The organism is Stenotrophomonas sp. YJH_SMC_46, assembly GCF_059370315.1.
This window is the reverse complement of sequence record NZ_JCAFTO010000003.1, coordinates 59,779-81,235: the sequence shown is the minus strand read 5'-3', so window position 1 is coordinate 81,235 and position 21,457 is coordinate 59,779. Positions and strand designations below refer to the sequence as shown.

The following is a 21,457-nucleotide window of genomic DNA, read 5'->3' as shown; positions in this document are numbered from 1 at the left end:
GCGGCCGGCACTACCGGACAACGGAAAACCAGAAAGGCCGCCCGAGGGCGGCCTTTCTGCGTGGCAACGTCGCGAGAACGTCAGTGCATCATGTGCACGTTCATGTTGTGCATGACCCACAGGGTGCCGATCACGATGATGCCGATCACCACGACGGTGAAGGCCGCCGCGTTGACGTTCCAGCGGCTTTCCGAAGAGCGGTCCAGGTGCAGGAAGAACACCAGGTGGACCAGCATCTGCAGCACCGCGGTGACCGCGATCACCACACCGTTGACGGTGCGCGAGAAATCGCCCGACATCACCATCCAGAACGGGATGACGGTCAGCACCACCGCCAGCACGAAGCCGATCAGGTACGACTTCACGCTGCCGTGGCTTTCGCCGCCGGTGCCGTGGTCGTGTACATGGTTGTCATGTGCCATTACAGCGCTCCATTGAGGTAGACGACGGAGAACACGCCGATCCAGATCAGGTCCAGGAAGTGCCAGAACAGGCTCAGGCACGCCATGCGGGTCTTGTTGGTCGCGGTCAGGCCGTACTTTTTCAGCTGCACGAACATCACCAGCAGCCACAGCAGGCCCGCGCTGACGTGCAGGCCGTGGGTACCGACCAGGGCGAAGAACGCCGACAGGAAGGCACTGCGGTCCGGACCGTAGCCCTGATGGATCAGATGCTGGAACTCCCACACTTCCATGCACATGAAGCCGAAGCCCAGCAGCCAGGTGATGCCCAGCCACAGGTACATCTGGCCCATCTGCTTGCGGTGCATGGCAATCATGCCCAGGCCGAAGGTCAGCGACGAGGTCAGCAGCAGCGCGGTTTCCCACGCCACGAACGGCAGCTCGAACAGGTCCTTCGCGGTGGGGCCACCATCGGTACCGCCTGCCAGCACCACGTAGGTGGCGAACAGCGAGGCGAAGATGAGGCAGTCGCTCATCAGGTACACCCAGAAACCGAAGACGGTGTTGCCGCCGGTGTCGTGGTGCTCGTGGTCGTCATGGCCATGGGCCGCCGCGTGTGCGGCGTGCCCGTGGCTCAGGGTCGAGGTATTGGTGCTCATGCCTTCAGCTCCGACTTCACCAGGCCCTGGGCTTCCAGGTGCTTGCGGTGTGCGTTCTCGATGCGTTCCACCTCGGCGGCCGGGACCCAGTAGTCCACGTCCTGGTCGAAGGTGCGGTAGATGAACGTGGCGATCATGCCGACGAAGCCGACGATGGCCAGCCACCAGATGTGCCAGATCATCGCGAAGCCGAACACCAGGCTGAAGGCACCGATGACAACGCCCGTGCCGGTGTTGCGCGGCATGTGGATGTCGGTGTACTTGGCCGGCTTCGGCCAGGCTTCACCACGCTGCTTGCGTTCCCAGAAATCGTCCAGCTCGGTGACGTCCGGCAGGGTCGCGAAGTTGTAGAAGGCCGGCGGCGAGGAGGTTTCCCACTCCAGCGTACGGGCATCCCACGGGTCACCGGTCAGGTCCACGGTCTTCTTGCGGTCGCGGATCGACACGGCCACCTGGATGATCTGGCACAGGATGCCGGCGCCGACGATGAACGCACCGCAGGCAGCAACCAGCAGCAGCGGCTCGTAGGCCGGGTTGACGGTGCTCTGCAGGCGACGGGTCATGCCCATGAAGCCCAGCACGTACATCGGCATGAAGGTCACGTAGAAGCCGATGAACCAGCACCAGAACGCGCACTTGCCCCAGAACTCATTGAGGCGGAAGCCGAACATCTTCGGCCACCAGTAAGTGATGCCGGCGAACATGCCGAACACCACGCCGCCGATGATGACGTTGTGGAAGTGGGCGATCAGGAACAGGCTGTTGTGCAGCACGAAGTCGATGGCCGGGATCGCCAGCATCACGCCGGTCATGCCGCCGATGACGAAGGTGACCATGAAGCCGATCGTCCACAGCACCGGGGTGGTGAAGTGCACGCGACCGCGGAACATGGTGAACAACCAGTTGAAGATCTTCACGCCGGTCGGGATCGAGATGATCATCGTCGTGATGCCGAAGAAGGCATTGACGTTGGCACCCGAGCCCATGGTGAAGAAGTGGTGCAGCCACACGATGAACGACAGCACGCCGATGCAGGCGGTGGCGTAGACCATGCCCTTGTAACCGAACAGCGCCTTGCGCGAGAAGGTCGCGATGACTTCGGAGAACACACCGAACGCCGGCAGGACCAGGATGTACACCTCCGGGTGACCCCAGATCCAGATCAGGTTGATGTACAGCATGGCGTTGCCGCCGCCGTCATTGGTGAAGAAGTGCGTACCCAGGTAACGGTCCAGGGTCAGCAGCACCAGGGTGATGGTCAGCACCGGGAACGCGGCGACGATCAGCACGTTGGTCACCAGGGCAGTCCAGGTGAACACCGGCATCTGCATCAGCTTCATGCTGGGGGTACGCATCTTCAGGATGGTGATGAAGAAGTTGATACCACTCAACGTGGTACCCAAACCCGCCACCTGCAGGCCCCAGATGTAGTAGTCCATGCCGACGCTTGGACTGTATTCGATACCCGACAACGGCGGGAACGCCAGCCAGCCGGTGGCGGCGAACTCACCGATCCACAGCGACAGCATGATCAGCACCGCGCCCGCCACGAACAGCCAGAAGCTGAGCGAGTTGACGAACGGGAACGCAACGTCACGCGCACCGATCTGCAGCGGCACGGCCAGGTTCATCAGGCCGGTGATCAGCGGCATCGCCACGAAGAAGATCATGATCACGCCGTGGGCGGTGAAGATCTGGTCGTAGTGGTGCGGCGGCAGGTAACCCTCCGAGCCACCGACGGCGAGCGCCTGCTGGGTGCGCATCATGATGGCGTCGGAGAAGCCGCGCAGCAGCATGACGAAGGCGACGATGAGGTACATCACGCCGATCTTCTTGTGGTCCACCGAGGTGAACCACTCCTTCCACAGATAGCCCCACAGCTTGAACTTGGTGATCAGGGCGACGACGCCCAGGCCACCCAGCACCGCGCCGACCAGGGTGGTCAGCACGATCGGATCGTGGGGGATCGACTCAAGAGAGAGTTTTCCCAACATGTTCATTCTCCCGAACCCGCGTGGCCGGCATGGCCTGCGTGTTCGTGTTCGTTGGCATCCAGGTTTTCACCCGATTCCTTGGAATCATGCGCATCACTGGGGGCGTGGCCCTCGTGCGCTTCATGGGTGGCGGCGTCGGCAGCGGCGGCACCGGCATGCGAGTGCTTCATGCCGTAATGCTTGTTGTCGCCCATGTGCTTGGCGATGACCCAGTCGAACAGGCCTTCTTCGGTCTTGCCGAAGTAGGTGACCGGATACCACTCGGCGTTGCGTGCTTCGCCCAGGGCCTTGAACGAGGCCTTGTCCAGGGTCTGCTCGCCGGCGCGGACCTGGTCCAGCCACTGGCGGTATTCGGCATCGGTGACCGAGTAGGCGGTGAAGTGCATCTTGGCGAAGCCCGCGCCGCTGTAGTGCGAAGACATGCCCGGGAATTCACCGGTCTCGTTGGCGATCAGGTGGAGCTTGGTCTCCATCGCAGCCATCGAGTAGATCATGCTGCCCAGGTGCGGGATGAAGAACGCATTCATCACCGAATCGGACGTGATCTTGAAGTTCAGCGGCGTGTTGACCGGGAACTTGATTTCGTTGACGACCGCCACCTTCTCTTCCGGATAGATGAACAGCCACTTCCAGTCCAGCGAGATCGCCTCGATGGTGACCGGCTTGACGTCCGAATCCAGCGGACGGTACGGATCCAGTGCGTGCGACGAGCGCCAGGTCAGGACCGCCAGCACCAGCACGATCATGCACGGGATCGACCACACCACCACCTCGATCGCCGTCGAGTGGGACCACTTCGGCTCGTAGCGGGCCTTGGTGTTGGAGGCGCGATACTTCCACGCGAAGGTCAGGGTCATGATGATGACCGGGATGACGACCAGCAGCATGAGCACGGTGGCCGTGATCAGCAGGGTCTTCTCATCCTGGCCGATCTGGCCCTTCGGACTGAGGATGGCCACGGCATCGCAGCCGGTGAGCATCACCAGCAACGACAGCAGCAGGCCCGGGCGCAACCAGCGCCCAAGGGTTTTCAACGGAATCATCGGTCGATCCAATTGCGAGGGAATGCCGTTCCCCGTCCCTGCCTGTTCCGGCCAAAGCCGGTCCCACCGGTCCGGAAGACAGGCAGGCAGGTGGGGTCGAGTCAGCCTTTCAATTTTAGGCCGTTACCCATCATTTAAGAAAGGCATTGACATTGATCGAGCGCAGGAAAGGCCCGATTCTGGCTGCGACACGTTGTCGCACCGCGCACGCACGATGGCATCGGCCGGTGATCCGCCGCGCTCGGCAAAGTCGCCTGAACAGATTCAGGTGCGCGGACAGACAGGAACATGGGATGCTCCAGACAGGAGGGACGCCATGGACAAGATCGACTTCAAGAAGCGCGACCGGGCGCTGTACCAGCCCCCGGCAGGCCGGTTCGTCCAAGTGGAGGTGCCACCGTTGCCCTACCTGATGATCGACGGCCGCGGCGACCCGAATACCGCCCCGGCTTACCTGCAGTCGGTGCAGTGGCTGTATGCAGTGAGCTATGCACTGAAGTTCGCGCTGAAGGCCGAGGGCCGGGACTACGTAGTGCCGCCGCTGGAAGCGCTTTGGACCGCCGACGACCCGGCGAGCTTTGTGGCACGCCGCAAGGACGAGTGGTCGTGGACGGTGATGATCCGTACGCCGGATGGGATCAGCCCAGGGCAACTGGAGACCGCCATCGCCAAGGCGACGAAGAAGCTGGGCGAGACACCGGCTGGCCTTCGTCATAGGGGGCTTGAGGAAGGCCTCTGCCTGCAGACCCTGCATGTGGGCGCCTACGATGACGAAGGCCCGATCCTGGCTCATCTGCACGACGAGCTGATGCCTTCGCTGGGCTACACCTTTGCCGGCCCCCACCATGAGATCTACTTGAGTGATCCGCGAAAGACCGACGCGGCGAGATTGAAGACCGTGCTGCGGCAACCGGTGCGGGCGGTTGGGCCTGACGAGGGTTCTCGCGCATGACCCGAGGAACGTCATGCGCATGATCGAACGACTGCTGCGCTGGACCACCCTGCCCGCCGGGCGCCGGCTGATGGCCGTGCTTGGGGCTACGCTGGTGATCGTGCTGGCCTGCAATCCGGATCTGCTGCCGTTGTTGCCGCTGGTGGATGCGTCGGGACTGGACGTACTGATGCTGTTGCTGGGTGCGCAGGTGGTCGCGGTGCTGCCATGGGTACGCGAGCGGGCCAGCCGCGGGACCAGAGTGCTCGCACGCCTGCTTATCGGCGCATTGGCGGGAGCAGCGGGTGGTTATCTCCAGCAGCTGGCGTGGTGGCTGGCGAAGGATGCGGGGATGGCGCGGCGTTGATGGCGTCGCGCCGCCAATCGGCCAAACAAAAAGCCCCGGTTAAAGGCCGGGGCTTTTCATTGCAACTGGTGCCGGAAACAGGAGTCGAACCTGCGACCTACGCATTACGAACCCGGCCGATAAGTCACGCGAGCAAACAAAGCGGCTAGCAACCGACGGGATAAGCACTACTCGCGCGGAGCGGACCGGCAAGGACCGTCGCCAATGGCACACTGCGCGGGATCTGAGTTCCAACTGTCCAAAAAGCAGTTCCCGAAAGTGACCGGAAGCGACCCGAAAGACCGTAAGTGCCATCTAAGCCTCTACCAGCTTGATATTTGTTCAGAGCATCCCTAGAAATTTCCGGAAAGGTACACTGCCTCATCAATCATTTTTCTCAGGTGCACCAGCGTAGGCAGAAAACCTGAGAGTTCCATGTCGCTAAGCGGTGCTGCGCCAGCATTGACCATCGCAGCAATAGCGGCCTTCGATAGCATCAACGATTTGGTGGGAGCCTTGGGATCGAACACTCGCTCAGGTAGCACAAGAGCAGTCTTCTTAGGGCACTACCCCCTCAACACTCCGTGCGAGTGAATACCCTCGGCATCAAACTCATCCGAGAAGTGCACGCGCCTACGCTCTGACGTGACCCTGGAGGAATCACTTCTCTTGTAGAGTGATCCGATACAGTAATTCCCATTTACGAACTTTGGCCTAGAAAGGCAGCAGCAAAGACCATTCTTCCGAGTCGAACGTGCGAACCCTCGTTCAGTGAAATTTCCTTGAGGAAGCTCGGGTTGTCGTAGTCAAATATCCCAATGGTCAGCTCTTCGACGTCAACCTTGTTGATCCGATCACCGGACGGCTTCATGCGGCATTGATCGCCGACAGAACGACTTCAATCCCAACATCTGCACATATTCTCAACGCTTGCTCCCGAGCCTCCGCCGGGGAGAGCCGCCCAGCCATCCTCATCGCTTCAGTTGAAAACCCCGCATCGAACGAGATCTTGTTCACCACATCTTCTTGAACGCGGCGATGGAGCTCGATAGCGGGTCCGAGCTTCGTCATGCTCTCGGGGCGCAGCGCACTTGAAGCTTCATGTCCGTCCAGCGATTCGTAATAGTAGAAATTCGAGTACTTCTCAATGAAAGTCTGGGCATCAACGGAGCCCAACGCAAACGCTCTTACAAGCTTCGTCATCTCAATGATCGCAGCTTCAGTTTCCATGATTTACGTCACTCCAACTCATTGTTTTATCGGAAGCCATGGGGTTCCGTCGGCATTGCTTACACCGGGAACGTGACCATGCGGTTGCTGGGCGCGAGGATCAGGATGAGTTGATGGCTTGTGTCCGCCATCTATTCGAACCCCAGTTGGCTGACCGTCAGGCCCTTTTGCCTGAACAAATCGACCATCGGGTGATCTTCAATTCTGCCACCCGGCGGTGTAGGAATCGCGTTCCCCTTGGAATCGACATAGATCGTGCCACTTTCCTTCTGTTCTCCGGCGCTCGATTCACTTTTCGGGGACTGTTTGTCTCTGGCAATTGACCCATCACCTTGCAATGCAGGCAGTCTCGGCGATTCCTCAGACTTCTGAAGTAGGCCTTTTACTGCCCCGTCCAGCTTGTTGCCGATATCCGTTCGCTGCTCGGCTGTCGTGGTTGCATAGTAGGTCACGCCAATAACGATCGGTACAACCACCAGCGGCGCAGCGAGCAAGGCATTCCGCCCATCCGGATCCGTGAACTTGTAGGGATTTCCTGCTGCATAGCGATACCGATTGAACTGCCCAACCGGCTGGTCATACGCCGTGACCGGATCCACCGACAGGAACACACCCAACTGCGGATCCATGTACCGCTGCTGCATGTAGCTCAGCCCGGTGGCCGAGTCGCTCACATGGCCGGTATACCCCGGCCCGTCCATGACCCGACCATCCACCACGGCACCGTACGGCTCGTAGTCATAGCGCTTGATCACGTTGCCGTTGGCATCGCTCTCGGCGACAACCGAGCCCAAGGCGTCCGTGTGAATGTAGGTGACCGTCGTTTGTGCCACTGCGGCTGGTGACAGGCCAAGGCCAATGAGCAGCACGCGGCACAGCCAGGCGCCCAATGCCCCCAGCTTCCGAAATCGTTCTTCAAATCCCCTGAAGCGGGTCGACACACCGCCTGCAGTTCCCCCGAACCTGCGCATCCTTCCAGTCCCTGAAAGAGCCTTGGAGCAAGGCCGGGTATTCATAGCGCAGGAATGACCGCTGCGTTTGCCAGGTCAGGAACAGGGCGCGCGCTAAGCGCCTAGGAAGCCGGCGGGCGAGTAGGCTGCGAGATTCGGAAAGTGGGGGCTGCCAGCCATGGGTCGGCAGTGCCGGGGAGCTCGCATTCCGCCAGGCATGGCCCGGCGCTACCAGAGCACAAAAAAGCCCCGACCAAGGCCGGTGCTTTTCATCCAACTGGCGCCGTAAACAGGAGCCAAACATACGATCTACGCATCTCTCAAAAAACTACGAGAAGGAAAACGCTCAACCAGCGGGAAAATCAGGTAGAACTTCGGCAATGGCCGCGGATATACCACCCACCTCCAAGCCTGCATCGAAAGCCTCAAGGACCAGATATTCACCTGTATATGCATCAAGCCCACCGGACTGGGCCAACGCCCCCCAAACCAGCCGATCAATTGAATGCAAATTCCGCTGATTGTCCATCATCAAGGAGAACAAATCGAACCACTTTCTGTACTCAACGGACTTACCTCGCAGCCAATAGTCTCTAGCCGCGCTCACTGCAGCCAACCTTTCCCCATCAAGGCGATCACCAAGATGATCGCACAATGAAATCGCAAATTTCGCCCTGGCGATATTGCTTTTCTCCAATCCAGCAACATCAAGCAACTCATCAAGACTATCGATTAGCTGGCGAATTCGCGCGCAGGGGACTTTCTCGTTATTCATAGCAACATCCTATAATGGCTGCGTCTTCACCGGAAGAACGGTGCGAACACCTTGGTCCTTCGCCACAGCAGCACAACTGGTACAGGGCTCCATGACTTGCCCGGCTTTTGAACCTACTGCCCTGACCGTCGCCATCGTCGCCCCCTTCAAATCTGCACCTGAGTTCAGCGCCTTGCTCATCGCATCAATTTCTCCACAGCAACCGTGGAATGGAGATCTAATACCGTCGGCCACCCCATCCAGTGATTTCTGGATGGCGGCATTCGAGGCGCCGCCAGGCCCACCGGCGCGCGAACTTGCCCCAACAAAAACCTCACCGGATTCTGTCACGAGCCCCGTAACGCCTCCACCTGCCGCCTTGCTTGCCTGAGCTTCTGCCGATGCAGATCGAGCTGCGCTCAACGCTGCAATCTCCTTGGAGACGAGCTGGCTTGAGATAGTGAGCCGCTGGGACTGGCCGAGCGTAACGATCCCCAGCACTCCTTCCGCGATGGCAACCGCCCCACCTGCTGCTGCCATGCCATAGTTGCCTTGCTCTGCAGATGTGACGGCTGCATCCCAAGTAGCTTGACCAGGGATCGTGTAACGCATCCAAGCGGGACTTTCCGCCCTTCCATCTGGATCAATATATCGGTAGGGATTTCCTGCTGCATAGCGATACCGATTGAACTGCCCAACCGGCTGGTCATACGCCGTGACCGGATCCACCGACAGGAACACACCCAACTGCGGATCCATGTACCGCTGCTGCATGTAGCTCAGCCCGGTAGCCGAGTCGCTCACATGCCCGGTATACCCCGGGCCATCCGTGACCTGACCACCGACCACAGCACCGTAAGGCTCGTAGTCATAGCGCTTGATCACGTTGCCGTTGGCATCGCTCTCGGCCACGACCGAGCCCAGCGCGTCCGTGTGGATGTAGGTGACCGTCGCTTGGGCAATTGCGGCTGGCGACACCCCAAGGCCGAGCAGCAGCACGCAGCACAGCCAGGCGCCGAATGCCCCCAGCTTCCGAATTCGATCTTCACCCCCCCTGAAGCGGGTCGACACACCGCCCGCAGTTCCCCCGAACCTGCGCATCCTTCCAATCCCTGAAAGACCCCTGAAGCAAGGCTGGGTATTCATAGCACAAGAATGACCGGCTGCGGTTGCCACGTCAGGAACTGTGCGAGGAGCTAAGCGCCTGGGAAGCCGGAGGGGGCGAGTAGGCCGCGAGACTCGGAAATTGCGGCTGCCCACCATGGGCTGGCACTGCTTGGGAACTCGCATTCCGCCGGGCATGGCCCGGCGCTACCAGACACAAAAAAACCCCGGCCAAGGCCGGGGCTTTTCATGCAACTGGTGCCGGAAACAGGAGTCGAACCTGCGACCTACGCATTACGAATGCGCCGCTCTACCAACTGAGCTATTCCGGCGGAGCCCGCGATTTTACGGGCTGGGCGCCCCGGCGGTCAATCCACCCGGCTCAGCCCGCTACACCCGGTTCGCACACACCCGCCCCTCGGCAAAGTCCCGCAGGTTCCCCAGCGTGATCGCCGAGATCTCCTGCAGCGCCTCCACGGTGAAGAAGCCCTGGTGGCCGGTCACCAGCACGTTGGGGAAGGTCATCAGGCGCTGGAAGGCCTCGTCGTCGATGATCTCGCCGGAAAGGTCCTGGAAGAACAGCGCGCTTTCCTGCTCGTAGACGTCGATGGCCAGGTGGCCGAGCCGCCGCGACTTCAGCGCGCGGATCACCGCATGGGTATCGACCAGTGCCCCACGCGAGGTGTTGACCAGCATCGCGCCTGGCTTCATCCGCGCCAGCGAGGCGTCGTTGATCAGGTGCTGGGTCTCAGGCGTCAGCGGGCAATGCAGCGACACGATGTCGGCGCGCGCCAGCAGTTCGTCCACCCCCACCATGTCGCCCACCGCGGCAAAGGCCGGCGACGGATACGGATCGTGCCCCAGCACGATGCAACCCATGCCCTTGAAGATGCGCGCAGTGGCCAGGCCGATCTTGCCGGTACCCACGATGCCGACGGTGCGGCCATGCAGGGTTCGCCCGAGCAGGCCATCGAGCATGAAGTTGCTCTCGCGCACGCGGTTGTAGGCGCGATGGGTCTGCCGGTTGAGGGTCATCACCAGCGCCAATGCATGCTCGGCCACGGCTTCGGGCGAATAGGCCGGCACCCGCGCCACGAACAGGTCCAGCGCTTTCGCGGTGGCCAGATCCACGTTGTTGAAACCTGCGCATCGCAGCAGCACGGCCCGCACCCCCACCGCATGCAGGGTGTGCAGCACCGGCGCATCCAGGCGGTCGTTGACGAACACGCATACGGCTGCGCAATCCTGCGCCAGCGCCGCCGAGTGCACGTCCAGCGCCACATCGAAGTACACGAACGCAAAGCCGTCCCCGGCCGCATCGCGCTGGTTCGCCTCACCAAGGAAGCGGCGGTCGTAGGGACGGGCACTGAAGACGGCGATCTGCATGGATGGGCCTGGGTGGAATGCCATACCGACCATACCGCAGCAGCGCCCGCGTTGGGATGGCACCGGCGATGCCGTCATCGCCGGTGCCGGGTGCCACTTAGAACCTGCAGCCCAGGCCCAGCATCACGCCGCTCCGGATCTGCCCGTCGCGGCGCTCGCCCACATAGTCGGCCATGATCGACAACCGTTCGCTGGCGCGGCTGGTCACGCCCGGGTTCCAGGCCAGCACCTGCTCGCCCACCGCCTGGCTGCTGGCGCCGAACACCAGGTCCGGTGCTGCAGCAAAACCGGTGCTGTAACGGGCCTGCGAATCACCCGGCTCCTTCTGCCAGACCACCCGGGCGCGCGGGGTGATGCGCTCGCCGTTGTTGCCTTCGAACATCTTGAACAGCTGCAGGCCCGCACCCACGCGGATGCTCTCCAGGCTGCCGCTGCGACCGATCAGTGCTCCGACGCCCTCCCCTTCATTGAAGCGCGTGGCCGAAGTCCGCGCGTAATCCACCACCGGCAGCAACGGCTGGATCACCAGGCCCTTGCCGGTGGTGAACGAGAACGCATGTTCAACACGTGCGGAGATCGCATCGTTGCTGTACTTCGCGCGCAGGGGCTGCTGCAGGCCATCGATACCGCCGATGCTGCGACGGGTGTCATGCCGCAGATCGGTGTAGCGCACGGCCGCCGACAGATAGCCGCGCGCGTACGTCGCATCGAGGTAGCCGCCCACGTCCAGCGCGCGCACATCTCCGGTGAAACCATAGCCATCGCTGGCCTTGGCGTTGTCCAGCGTGGAGACATTCAGATCAGCCAGCCGCAGCTTGGACAGCAACAGGTCCTGGATGTCCGGGTCACTGAGGTAACCCTGCACCGAGAGCGCACCGATGCCCTGCGGGCCGCGGCTGGATGCGGTGTAGATGCTCTGTGCGACATTGATGTAGGTGGATCGCCAGTCGGTATTCCAGCGCGCGAAATCATCATCGACGAACGCCTGCAGCTGGCGTACGGTGCGCAGGTAGCCGGGATTGATGTCACCGGTCACGTTGGCGGTGACGTTCAGGGTGTCGCCCGGATCGCGGTACCCGTATGCGGTGATGATCCTGTTGCTGTAGATGTCCTGGCCGGGGAACGACTCCAGCTTGCTGCCACTGCCATCGGGGTCGAAGGTGACCGAGGGACCGGTGCCGCGTGCCGGAACGCGCAACACCAGCAGGCCGTTCGGCTTCACCACTTCATACATGGCCTTGTGCAGCAGCCCGGCATCCATGCCACCACCGTAGTTGCCGCTATAGATCTGGGTCATGCGCGGCGACGGCGTGTAGATCACCTTGCCGCCGCTGCTGGCTGCGTGGATCTGCACCGAGTCGATGAGCGGCAGATCGCCGGCCAGATAGCGCTCGACGCCGCCGGACTGCATGATCGAGCAGGACGAGATGCAATTGCCGGACACGATGGTGTTCAGCCCGGAGGTGCGGATGATGCCCTGCAGCCACTCCCCGGCGATCAACGCGCCACCATTGGACGTACGCAGCACCACCTCACGGACCGGCCGGCCTTCGGCCTGTGCCTTGGCCAGCAATGCCGGCAGGGACACCGCGTCGGCGTAGGTCACATCTCCACTCAGGAAGATGCGATCGCCCTGCACGTGATTAATTCGTTGCCATGACGTCATCCACCACGGCTATGGCGGCAACGCCCATCAGCCCGGCCAGGGCCAGGCTCAACGTCGAGTACTTCATGTGTTCTCTCTCCACCCGCAACACGCGGATGGAGCGATCAACGCCGCAGCGGGATGATCTCCCCCAGTGGAACGGATCCTGGAAAATGAATACATTCACAATGGGAATTCGATCGATGCACACTCTTCCCCATCCGGTCATCGTCGCGTAAAACTCGACGACGCATTCGCCACCCACCGCCGAGGCCAGCCCTGTCCACCCCGTCTCCCCTGCTCCATCGCGCTCCGGAGCTATCCGCACCTGCGGATGCCTTCATCGCGTTCGTGCGCGAAGAGCGCGCACCGCTGTGCGCGTTCCTGCGCACGCGGGGGGTTGGGCCTGAGGATGCGGAGGATATCGCGCAGGACTGCATGGAGCGGCTGATCCGCTACCGCGCACAGGGTCCGGACGAACTGCGCCTGCTGCTGTATCGTATCGCCCGCAACCGCCTGGCAGACCGCGGCCGCTCACCGCTGTCGCGGCCGCATCTGCCGCTGGCTGAACACGATGGCAGCGACGAACCGTCCAGTTCCTCGCCCGATCCATTGCGCCAGGCCGAGTCGGGGCAGATGCTGTCCCTGCTGCGGCAGGCCCTGTTCAAGCTGCCCGAACGCGCACGCGAGGTCTATCTGCTCAACCGCATCACCGGCATGAGCTACACGCAGATCGCGCGGCATTGTGGAATTACTGCCAAGACCGTGGAAAAACATATCGCCCGCGCCCTGCAGGGCCTGCGTCAGGAGTTGGGATCGGATCCGCTGCACAACGACAGGGACGGCCAATGAGTGGCACCCCGCACAGGGATGATGCACAGCTGTTTGAACGCGCCAGCGCCTGGGTAGCCCGCCTGGAAGCCCCGGACTGCACATCGGCCGAACGCGAAGCGTTCGAGGACTGGCTGGCCGAAGATCCGGCCCACGTCAAAGCCTGGGTGCAGGCCGAAACCCTGTTCCAGAAGGGCGCTGGGCTTGCGGCTGACCCTTGGCTGCGGACCGCTGCGGCACGCGCGGCGCGTCCGCCGCGCCGGCGCTGGTTGCCGGGCGTGGCCGCTGCTGCCGGTGTCTGCATGGCGATCGGCATCGGCTGGATGGCTGCCGTCGACGGCAACCCGACGCCACAGGTCTACGCCAATGATTCGCACCAGCCACAGCAGCAGACACTGGCCGATGGCAGCGTCGCCATGCTGGATGCTGGCACCACTCTCCGCGCCCGCTTCGGCTGGCGCCATCGTGAGCTGGTGCTGGAGCAGGGCCGGCTGCAACTGCAGGTCGCACCGTCGAACAAGGCGCTGCAACTGCGCGCCGGCGACAGTACGATCCGCGACATCGGCACGACCTTCCAGGTGGAACGCCTGCGCGACGGCCTGGTCGAGGTCGCGCTGCTGGAAGGTGCCGTCGAAGTCAGCAGCGGCGCAGCGCAGCACACGCTGGCGCCCGGCCAGCAGCTGCAGGTTCTGCCTTCCGGCCGTATCCAGCCAGGTCCTGCCCTCTCCTCCACTGCCGCCGCTGAAGGCTGGCTGCAGGGGCAACTGGTGTTCGATGCCACCCCCCTGTCGATCGTGGTCGAACGCATGAACCGTTACGGCCGCACGCCGCTGGTGATCGCCGATCCTGAGATCGCCAGCCTGGCCGTGAGCGGTACCTTCCGTGCCGGCGATGCGCAGGAACTGCTGTCGGCGCTGGAACTGGGGTGGTCCGTGGCTGGCCAGACGCGTCCGGATGGCGCGCTGGAACTGCGCCGCACATACTGAGGAGACCGGCAGTGAAGGCAGGTCCGGGTGCGCTGCAGTGGGGGCTGCTCCGGGCCCTGCTATGCCTTGCCCTGGGCGTTGCCGCAGTACCGATGGCCGATGCCGGCACGCCCGCAGGCACGCTGGCGATCGACGTGGGCGCCGGCCCACTGGTACCGGCACTGCAGCAATGGGCCCGGCAGAGTGGCACCGCCCTGCTGTTCGACGCACGTGAACTGGAGGGTCTGCGCACCGATGGCACCCGTGGCCAGCGCGATGCCAGGGCTTCGCTGAAGCAACTGGTTGCCGGCCTGCCGGTGAACATCCTGCGCACGTCCTCGGGTGCTTTTGTCGTGCGGCGGGTCCATGCCGAGCCTGCCAAGCCGCCGGCAGCGTTCACCGCCCCGCGTCTGCCGCGCCCGCCTCCCAGGTCCGCCGACACGCCGCACGAGGTGGAACTGGCTCCCATCCACGTCACCGGCAGCCGGCTGCCGCGCTCTTCGGTGCAGACCACGCTGCCGGTCACCACCATTGATCGTGACGACATCCTGCGCAGTGGCTACGGCAACCTGTTCGACCTGCTGCGGCACCTGCCCGGCATGAACGGCCATCCTGCCATGAGCACCTCGCGCGGCGGCGATTCGCAGTACCTGCCGGTGGGTGCAGCGGCCACCACCAGCCTCGATGGCATGGGACCGCGGGCGACGCTGTTCCTGGTCAATGGCCGGCGCCTGCCGCGCTATCCGATGGTGTCGCTGGAACAGGGTGGGCTGACCGACCTCGGCGGCATTCCGCTGAGCTTCGTCGACCGCATCGAACTGGTACGCGGCGGTGCCTCGGCCATCTATGGCGCCGATGCCATGTCCGGCGTGGTCAACATCATCCTGCGCGACCAGGCCGATGGGCCCGAAGCCATGCTGCAGACCGGACTCAGCAGCCGTGGTGACGCGGGCCAGTACCGCCTGCAGGCCGCCACGGGCGGCGCGCGTGGCAACGGAGACCGCTGGTTTGCCGGTCTCGATCTGCACCGTGTCGAGCATGTCGCCGGTGACCAGCGTGACTGGCATGCGGAAACATCGCTGTATCCGATCGGCGCGATCCTGGGCAACTGGTACGTGCCCGCGCGGCGCTGCGAGCCGCCCCTGGAGCGGCGCGAGGACGGCTGCTGGTTCGACAGCGCCCGGCCGCGTTCGCTGCAACCGGCCTCGGATACCGCGTCGGCCTACCTGCGCTACCGGCACGAACGGGGTGAGGGACGCTATGCCTATGCCGAGGTGCGGGCCAGTCACAACCGCCAGCGCTTCGACCTGGGCCCGACCGCCGTTGCGGTGGTGTCGCGGGGCATCACCTTCAACAGTGTGCTGCGTGAGGCCGGCAACGTGCGTCCCAAGGTCCGCGCCACCGATACGGACGTCACCTTCGGCATCGGACGTGACCAGGGCCGGCGCAGCTGGGAAGCCGGCATCAGTGCGCAGCGCAGCGAAGTCACCTTGTCCACGGCAGGCACGGTGCGGACGGCGCTGCTGCTTGAAGCAACGCAGGCACGCAGGTTCATTCCCGGCTTCGACGCGCCGCCGGCAGCCGATATGGACGCGCTGTTCCCATCCATCCGCAACCGCGGCAGCACTGCACAGTGGCAGGGCTGGTGGGGCGTGCAGCGTGAGCTGATGGCGATGGCTGGGGGCAATGCGCAACTGGCGACCGGCATCGACCTGCGCCATGAGCGCTGGACCTCGCATCCGGATGCGCTGCTGAGCCAGGGCGACCTTGCATTGGGTTTGCCGCAGCAGCAACGCCGCCTGTCGCGGCAAAGCAGCGGTGTCTATACCGAGCTGGGCCTGCCACTGGCACCCACGCTGCGCGCGGACCTGGCCGCACGCTGGGACCGCGACGACGGCTTCATGGCGTTCTCGCCACGTGCCGGACTGCGCTGGACCCCGACGCCTCACTGGTCGTTCCTGCTGGCCAGCGGACGCGGCTACCGTGCGCCGAGCCTGTTCGAGCAACGGCGCCCCCCGGGCTACTTCGGGTCGATCACGCTTCCGGTGTCCAGTGCCCTTCCTGAATGTGCAATGGCCACGGCCAGTGGCGGCTGCAGCGTCACGGCCAACGTGGTTGAGAACGATGCACTGAAGGCCGAGCGATCGCGCAGCCATTCGCTGGCCGCCACATGGACACCCAACGACACGTTTTCGTTGTCGCTGACCCACAACATCGTGGAACTGCGCAACGAGATCCTCGCCCTGCAGCCAAGCGATGCGGTGTGGAATCGCACCACCTGGGAGCTGGATGACGACGGCTACCTGAGCAGCCTGCGCCTGTCGTTCGACAACATCGGCCGCACCACCTCCCGCAACTGGGTCCTGCGTGGCGAATACCGCATCGACAGCGGCAGCAACGGCCAATGGTTGTTCTCACTCGATGCGCTGAAGCAGCAGGAACTGCGTCGGCGCCGTGACCACGGGGCCGCCGTGGACCTGCGCGGCCATGTGACACCCGAACTGGCTGCGGTGTTGAACGCGCAATGGCAGAACAGCAACTGGGACGTCGCCCTGCGCGGCAACCAGGTTGGTCGCACCCGTGCCTGGCTGCCGGGGGCCGAATGCCCGCAGGATCAGGCCGAACAGAACCACTGCATGAATCCGCGTCAGCTGCGCTTGAACCTGCACCTGGCACGCCGCCTCGGCCCGCGCGTCGTCGCGGCGCTGGACGTGCACAACGTGCTCGACACGCAACCGGTGAACTACCTGGTCGGCAATGGCGGGCAGATGCCGGGGCTGGATGATCCGCTCGGCCGCTACTACCTGCTTACCCTGCAGTTCCGCTGAGCGTAGTAACCTACGCGGCCTGTTCCACCGGTCTGCCACCTCCCCCCATGAAGGCCTATCTCTGGTTCTGGGGCGCGTTCCTGCTGTTCTTCGCGTTGCCCTTCCCCTGCATTCTCTATTTCGGCACCTCGTGGCCGGTGGCGCTGGCTGATCGCAGTGCACCGTGGCTGGCACTGTTGCTGCTGGCACTGTCGCTCGCTGCATGGCTCTCTCTGCTGTTCGCGTTCCTGCATTTCCTGCTGCTCGGCCCACCACGCGCCCTGCATCGCGTTCGCTCGATCCTCGCCGATGGCGAACCACGCGATGCGCTGATCGAACACGCTGAACAGACCGGCGTGCAGGTGCGTGGCTTCGCGCAATGGAAACTGCAGCTGTCCTTCAAGAACCTGTCCGGCACGCCGATCCGCGAACAGCTGCTGGTAGTCGACAGCAAGCCGCAACTGCAGCGCTTCGGCGTCGGCAGGCACGTCGATGCACGCCTGAGCCGGGTGCCGGGCGCGTTCCCGAACGTGGTACTGGACGGTGCCCAGCCCGAACTGAATGTCGCCAGCCTGTGGCGACGCGGCATCGGTGCAGCACTCGGCATCGCAGCCGTTGCCGCTGCCTATGTGTGGGCCTATCGGCTGCAGAGCGAGGGCCTGGGCTGGACCTTCCTGACCTTTGGCCACCCACTGCTGGTGTGCCCGCTGGTGTTGTGCGGCTACGCCCTGGTCCTGCGCCTGCTCGGCCGCCTGCTGCACGCCGATGCCCGCGGAGACGCGCTGAAGTACCGCGGCATCGGTGTGGAGGCCCGGGTATTGAAGGTGCGCCAGACCGGCACCTACCTCAACGAACAGCCGCAGGTGGAGTTCCAGCTGGAATACACCGACCGCGAAGGTGGCATACAGCAGGTGAGCGTGCGCCGCTTCATCCCGCTGATCGAGCTGGCCAACGTTCCACGCGAGCAGGTCACGCTGCTGTACGACCCGGATGACCGCAGCAATGTGCGCCTGGAGGCTGTATGAAGCGGTCGCCTTCCACACCCGTGGTATTTTCCGCCGTGCTGCTGGTGCTGGCCGGCGCCGCCGTTGCCGGTGGTGCGCTGCAGACGATAGGCGAAACACTGGGGCATTCGGTGCAGGCTGACCGCGCGACCGCGCCGATCACCATGCCGCCATCGCGCGAGAGGCCCGCTTCGCTCGCCCCGATTCCCGAACCGCGATCAATGCCGGTTCCCGAACGCAGCAACCGGTTGTTCGATGCGGACTACCTGCTGGCCGCCCGCCAGGCACTGGAACAGATGCCTGCACTGGCCGGGCACCGGTTGACGGTGTTCCACAGCATCCACTTCTACGACGATGGCCGCATCAACCTGGACCTGGTCGACCCGCAGCAGCCGACCCACGTCGACAGCTACCACTTCGAGCGTGGCCAATGGCGCAAGGGCAATCCAGTGAACCCACAACAGTTCGCGCCCACCATCAGCCTACAGCGCAGCAGCACGCCTCTGGCCAACATTGATTTCGAGGCAGTACCGCGTGTGGCGCAGGCGCTGCAGGTACAGCGCAATGCATTGATGGGCACACCGGGTGACGTCAGCCACGTCTATGTGATCGTGCGCAAGGGCGGCAAGCTGGCATGGCTGCCGGATGAAGTCGCCGGTGATCGCGAGTCCGTGCGACTCTCGTTCGACGCTCAGGGCCGTTCCGGCAACGTGAGCCACCGATAGTCAACGCCCCAGAAAGGGGACGGAGGGGATGAAGTCGCAGACAGCACCGTGGCGTAAACGACTTAATCCCCTCCGTCCCCTTTTTCTATTTCACCGAGCGGGCGATGGCGTACTGCGCGCCGTAGTAGGTGGACAGCACCAGCACGCTCGCCAGCGGCAGGCCACCGGCGAAGCGGTCCCAGGCCAGCAGGGAATCGCTGGCCACGAACAGCACTGCGCCTGCCGCGGCCCAACGGGCGCTTCGGGCTTCCACGGCAGCGGGCTGTGGCCGGCGGCACTGGCGTGCCAGTGCCAACACCGCCATCGAGGCCAGCACCACCACGTACGCCAGCACTGGCATACGCATCGGTGCAGGCAGGTGCGGCCACAGCCCAAGCACATTGAGTACAGCGAACGTCGCCAGCAGGACGCTGGCGGCGAGCAGGCCGCGTCCGGCACGCAGGCCATCGCGGAAGGCCACGATGTAGCAGACATGCGCCAGCAGGAACGCCACCAGCCCCGGTACGAACGCGTCCATCGGCAGCATCAGCGCGATGTCACCCACGCACGACAGCAGCATGCCGGCCAGCACCGCGCGCCGGTAGGTCGGCTGCGCAGGATCACGCACCCGCCAGGCGATGGCAGCGATCAGCAGCGTGGTGGTCGGCTTGGCCAGCCAGTGCAGCCAGCGCCCGTCACCGTGCAGGAACGTGCCGACGATGGCCAGGATCGCCATCAGCAGGATCACGCCATCGCCGGCGCGCGGCTTCATCGTGGCTTCCACAGCTCCGCAAGGCGGTCAGGCTTGCCGGCAATGCGCTCCAGCACCGGGTACTGCAGGCCACCGTGGTAGTCGATGTTCATCGTGTCGATCCGATCGAACTGCTTCACCAGCAGCACGATCGGCGCCTTGTCCTTCGCCGCCGCAGCTACCGCATCCTTCAAGCGCTGGCTGCTGTACTCACGCCCGCCAACGGCAATCACCTTCATGCCAGGCGCCAGGCCGGCGTTGAAGGCCGGGCTGTCCCAGATCACGTCGCCGACCGTACCGTTGTCGAGCACCGTCGCACCCAGCGAGTACGCCAGCAATGCGGCCTTGGCGCGCTTCTCCTGCGCCTTGTAGGCATCGTTCGGCGTATCGCGGTAGACCAGCTTCCAGCCCGCCAGCTCCAGGCCACCGGTCAACGCGCCGTGGCCGTCCAGGCGCCCGCGCAGGAACGTCGCCCAGTCGTACGGCGCGATGCCGTTCAAGGTCGCGACCACGTCGTCGAAGGTGTACGGGTTGACGTCCCAGTCGCCATTGCCGACGCCGAAGAAGGCGCGCGCGAAGTCATCCAGGCTGCGGCGGTTGCCACTCAGTTCGCGCAGCTTGCCTTCCACTTCCAGCCACAGCATCTGGCCGCCGGAGTAGTAGTCTTCGCTCATCTGGTAGTTGCGATACGGCAGCGTGCGACGCTGGGCGATGGTCGGGTCGTTGGTGGTGTCCTGCAGCGGACGCCAGGCCAGGCCCGGGCGGCCACGGTCATAGGTCGCGGCCACATTGGCCAGCATGTCGCGCGCCTGCGCAGCCGACCACAACCCCGAGCGTGCCGCCAGCACCTGCCCCCAGAACTGGGTCTGCCCTTCGTACACCCACAGCAGGCTGTCGCCCATGGGCACGTTGAAGTTGGCAGTGGCCAGGTCGGCACCGCGACGGTACTTGCCGTTCCAGGAATGGGTGTACTCGTGCGGCAGCAGATCGCGCATCCACGCGTTGCGGTCCCACTCGGTGAAGTAACCCGGGTCGGCGCTGTTCTCGCTGGAGCGGTGATGCTCCAGGCCGATGCCGCCAAGACGATCGGTCAAGGCCAGCAGGAATTCATAATGGTTGTAGTGACGCGCGCCATAGAGCTTGTCGGCCTGCTGCACCAGCGCGCGGTGCATCGTGATCTGCGCGTCGGTCGGCTTCAGCGACTTGGCGTCGTCGGCAAACACATTGAGGTGCACCGGCACCTTCGCGCCCGGATCGAGATCGATGCGCTGGTAGTGCTCGCCGGCAAACAACGGCGAATCGACCAGATGGTCATACGAGATCGGCTTGAACACCACGGTATCGCCGTCGCGGCGCGCGGTTTCCAGCGCCGTGGCAAACGACCAGCCCTTGGGCAGGGTCACGCTGGCCTGCGCCTGCAGCTGGCGCGCATCGACGCCGGCCGGATACAGCGAATTGGCGTTCCACTGCAGGTTGAGCATTTCCGGGGTCATCACCACCCGCCCCTGGCTGCCGCCCTGCGAGGACAGGAAATCGAAGTGGGCGACGATCTCGCTGACGCCCTCCGGCACGTCCACCTTGAACGCATAGACGTTGTACTGGTCGCGCTGCCAGGCCAGCGGCTTGCCGTTGGCGGTGATACGCAGGCCGGCCAGCTTGTCGATCGGGCCGGTGGGCGAATGGTTGCCGGGAATCCACTGCGGGTACAGCAGGGTGACCGGACCGGGCTTGACCGGCACGGTGGCGGTCACCTTGAAGATGCGACGGGCAAGGTCACGTGCATCCACATCGATGCGCAGCAGGCCTGGGGCTGCGGCATCACCCGATGGCGAGGCCTGCGCCAGCGCGGGCGTGGCGGCCAGCGCGAACAGCAACGACATCGCCAGGGCACGGGTCTTCATCGGCAACTTCCAGCATCGGAGAATCCTCCGATGCTAGGCCTGTGCGATGGC

At 63.8% G+C, this 21,457-nt stretch carries 18 protein-coding genes, 1 tRNA gene and 1 pseudogene; 7 read left to right on the top strand and 13 right to left on the bottom strand.

Annotation, left to right across the window (positions count from 1 at the left end):
* Window positions 1–80: 80 nt before the first annotated feature.
* Genes cyoD through cyoA form a run of 4 tightly spaced genes read right to left on the bottom strand, consistent with a single transcriptional unit; the run spans window position 81 to window position 4,097 of the window.
* Window positions 81–422, bottom strand: coding sequence for a cytochrome o ubiquinol oxidase subunit IV (gene cyoD / locus AC5P8C_RS09800; RefSeq protein ID WP_019659273.1), 342 nt, complete (start codon window positions 420–422; stop codon window positions 81–83).
* Window positions 422–1,060: a cytochrome o ubiquinol oxidase subunit III gene (gene cyoC / locus AC5P8C_RS09795; protein ID WP_019659274.1), complete on the bottom strand. Its 639-nt coding sequence runs from the start codon at window positions 1,058–1,060 to the stop codon at window positions 422–424. The genes cyoD and cyoC overlap by 1 nt, the downstream gene beginning before the upstream one ends.
* On the bottom strand, window positions 1,057–3,054 hold the full coding sequence (cyoB, locus tag AC5P8C_RS09790; RefSeq protein ID WP_019659275.1) for a cytochrome o ubiquinol oxidase subunit I: 1,998 nt from the start codon (window positions 3,052–3,054) through the stop codon (window positions 1,057–1,059). The genes cyoC and cyoB overlap by 4 nt, the downstream gene beginning before the upstream one ends.
* Window positions 3,055–3,056: 2 nt before the next feature.
* Window positions 3,057–4,097 (bottom strand): ubiquinol oxidase subunit II, encoded by a 1,041-nt coding sequence (gene cyoA, locus AC5P8C_RS09785; protein WP_014646391.1) that lies wholly within the window; start codon window positions 4,095–4,097, stop codon window positions 3,057–3,059.
* 316 nt (window positions 4,098–4,413) lie between these two features.
* On the opposite strand from cyoA, the gene AC5P8C_RS09780 reads away from it, so the two are divergent.
* Window positions 4,414–5,049, top strand: a complete 636-nt coding sequence (locus tag AC5P8C_RS09780) for a GyrI-like domain-containing protein (protein ID WP_019659276.1) — start codon at window positions 4,414–4,416, stop codon at window positions 5,047–5,049.
* Window positions 5,050–5,062: 13 nt separating this feature from the next.
* Entirely contained in the window at window positions 5,063–5,395 is a 333-nt protein-coding gene (locus tag AC5P8C_RS09775) for a hypothetical protein (protein WP_019659277.1), read from the top strand.
* Between the two features lie 846 nt (window positions 5,396–6,241).
* Here AC5P8C_RS09775 and AC5P8C_RS09770 read toward each other — a convergent pair.
* The 7 genes and pseudogenes from AC5P8C_RS09770 to AC5P8C_RS09740 form a co-directional block, all read right to left on the bottom strand.
* Entirely contained in the window at window positions 6,242–6,604 is a 363-nt protein-coding gene (locus tag AC5P8C_RS09770) for a hypothetical protein (RefSeq protein WP_227853920.1), read from the bottom strand.
* A 131-nt stretch (window positions 6,605–6,735) separates the two neighbouring features.
* Window positions 6,736–7,545 (bottom strand): RHS repeat domain-containing protein, encoded by an 810-nt coding sequence (locus AC5P8C_RS09765; protein ID WP_281162040.1) that lies wholly within the window; start codon window positions 7,543–7,545, stop codon window positions 6,736–6,738.
* Between the two features lie 355 nt (window positions 7,546–7,900).
* Entirely contained in the window at window positions 7,901–8,329 is a 429-nt protein-coding gene (locus AC5P8C_RS09760) for a hypothetical protein (protein WP_019659281.1), read from the bottom strand.
* A gap of 9 nt (window positions 8,330–8,338) precedes the next feature.
* A complete protein-coding gene (locus AC5P8C_RS09755; protein ID WP_245541196.1) occupies window positions 8,339–9,379 on the bottom strand; it encodes an RHS repeat-associated core domain-containing protein in 1,041 nt (346 codons plus the stop codon).
* A gap of 289 nt (window positions 9,380–9,668) precedes the next feature.
* Window positions 9,669–9,744: transfer RNA gene (locus AC5P8C_RS09750), tRNA-Thr, on the bottom strand.
* Between the two features lie 58 nt (window positions 9,745–9,802).
* A complete protein-coding gene (locus AC5P8C_RS09745; RefSeq protein ID WP_019659283.1) occupies window positions 9,803–10,798 on the bottom strand; it encodes a 2-hydroxyacid dehydrogenase in 996 nt (331 codons plus the stop codon).
* A 97-nt stretch (window positions 10,799–10,895) separates the two neighbouring features.
* Window positions 10,896–12,531: pseudogene (locus AC5P8C_RS09740) on the bottom strand (autotransporter domain-containing protein).
* A gap of 254 nt (window positions 12,532–12,785) precedes the next feature.
* On the opposite strand from AC5P8C_RS09740, the gene AC5P8C_RS09735 reads away from it, so the two are divergent.
* Genes AC5P8C_RS09735 through AC5P8C_RS09715 form a run of 5 tightly spaced genes read left to right on the top strand, consistent with a single transcriptional unit; the run spans window position 12,786 to window position 18,775 of the window.
* Window positions 12,786–13,295, top strand: a complete 510-nt coding sequence (locus AC5P8C_RS09735; protein ID WP_111099011.1) for an RNA polymerase sigma factor — start codon at window positions 12,786–12,788, stop codon at window positions 13,293–13,295.
* Window positions 13,292–14,260 (top strand): FecR family protein, encoded by a 969-nt coding sequence (locus AC5P8C_RS09730; protein ID WP_019659285.1) that lies wholly within the window; start codon window positions 13,292–13,294, stop codon window positions 14,258–14,260. Before AC5P8C_RS09735 ends, AC5P8C_RS09730 begins: the two co-directional genes overlap by 4 nt.
* An 11-nt stretch (window positions 14,261–14,271) precedes the next feature.
* Window positions 14,272–17,067 (top strand): TonB-dependent receptor plug domain-containing protein, encoded by a 2,796-nt coding sequence (locus AC5P8C_RS09725; protein ID WP_019659286.1) that lies wholly within the window; start codon window positions 14,272–14,274, stop codon window positions 17,065–17,067.
* A 47-nt stretch (window positions 17,068–17,114) separates the two neighbouring features.
* Complete coding sequence (locus AC5P8C_RS09720; protein ID WP_019659287.1) at window positions 17,115–18,071, top strand: hypothetical protein; 957 nt, start codon at window positions 17,115–17,117, stop codon at window positions 18,069–18,071.
* Window positions 18,068–18,775 (top strand): hypothetical protein, encoded by a 708-nt coding sequence (locus AC5P8C_RS09715; RefSeq protein WP_019659288.1) that lies wholly within the window; start codon window positions 18,068–18,070, stop codon window positions 18,773–18,775. The genes AC5P8C_RS09720 and AC5P8C_RS09715 overlap by 4 nt, the downstream gene beginning before the upstream one ends.
* An 85-nt stretch (window positions 18,776–18,860) precedes the next feature.
* Here the strand turns inward: AC5P8C_RS09715 and AC5P8C_RS09710 are convergent, their stop codons facing one another.
* Window positions 18,861–19,526, bottom strand: coding sequence for a lysoplasmalogenase (locus AC5P8C_RS09710; protein WP_019659289.1), 666 nt, complete (start codon window positions 19,524–19,526; stop codon window positions 18,861–18,863).
* Window positions 19,523–21,406, bottom strand: a complete 1,884-nt coding sequence (locus AC5P8C_RS09705) for a M61 family metallopeptidase (RefSeq protein ID WP_233653100.1) — start codon at window positions 21,404–21,406, stop codon at window positions 19,523–19,525. Before AC5P8C_RS09705 ends, AC5P8C_RS09710 begins: the two co-directional genes overlap by 4 nt.
* Between the last annotated feature and the right edge of the window lie 51 nt (window positions 21,407–21,457).

Coding starts and splice junctions, on each gene's coding strand:
- cyoD (WP_019659273.1), bottom strand. CDS start 422: ATGGCACATGACAACCATGTACACGACCACGGCACCGGCGGCGAAAGC.
- cyoC (WP_019659274.1), bottom strand. CDS start 1,060: ATGAGCACCAATACCTCGACCCTGAGCCACGGGCACGCCGCACACGCG.
- cyoB (WP_019659275.1), bottom strand. CDS start 3,054: ATGTTGGGAAAACTCTCTCTTGAGTCGATCCCCCACGATCCGATCGTG.
- cyoA (WP_014646391.1), bottom strand. CDS start 4,097: ATGATTCCGTTGAAAACCCTTGGGCGCTGGTTGCGCCCGGGCCTGCTG.
- AC5P8C_RS09780 (WP_019659276.1), top strand. CDS start 4,414: ATGGACAAGATCGACTTCAAGAAGCGCGACCGGGCGCTGTACCAGCCC.
- AC5P8C_RS09775 (WP_019659277.1), top strand. CDS start 5,063: ATGCGCATGATCGAACGACTGCTGCGCTGGACCACCCTGCCCGCCGGG.
- AC5P8C_RS09770 (WP_227853920.1), bottom strand. CDS start 6,604: ATGGAAACTGAAGCTGCGATCATTGAGATGACGAAGCTTGTAAGAGCG.
- AC5P8C_RS09760 (WP_019659281.1), bottom strand. CDS start 8,329: ATGAATAACGAGAAAGTCCCCTGCGCGCGAATTCGCCAGCTAATCGAT.
- AC5P8C_RS09745 (WP_019659283.1), bottom strand. CDS start 10,798: ATGCAGATCGCCGTCTTCAGTGCCCGTCCCTACGACCGCCGCTTCCTT.
- AC5P8C_RS09730 (WP_019659285.1), top strand. CDS start 13,292: ATGAGTGGCACCCCGCACAGGGATGATGCACAGCTGTTTGAACGCGCC.
- AC5P8C_RS09720 (WP_019659287.1), top strand. CDS start 17,115: ATGAAGGCCTATCTCTGGTTCTGGGGCGCGTTCCTGCTGTTCTTCGCG.
- AC5P8C_RS09715 (WP_019659288.1), top strand. CDS start 18,068: ATGAAGCGGTCGCCTTCCACACCCGTGGTATTTTCCGCCGTGCTGCTG.
- AC5P8C_RS09710 (WP_019659289.1), bottom strand. CDS start 19,526: ATGAAGCCGCGCGCCGGCGATGGCGTGATCCTGCTGATGGCGATCCTG.
- AC5P8C_RS09705 (WP_233653100.1), bottom strand. CDS start 21,406: ATGAAGACCCGTGCCCTGGCGATGTCGTTGCTGTTCGCGCTGGCCGCC.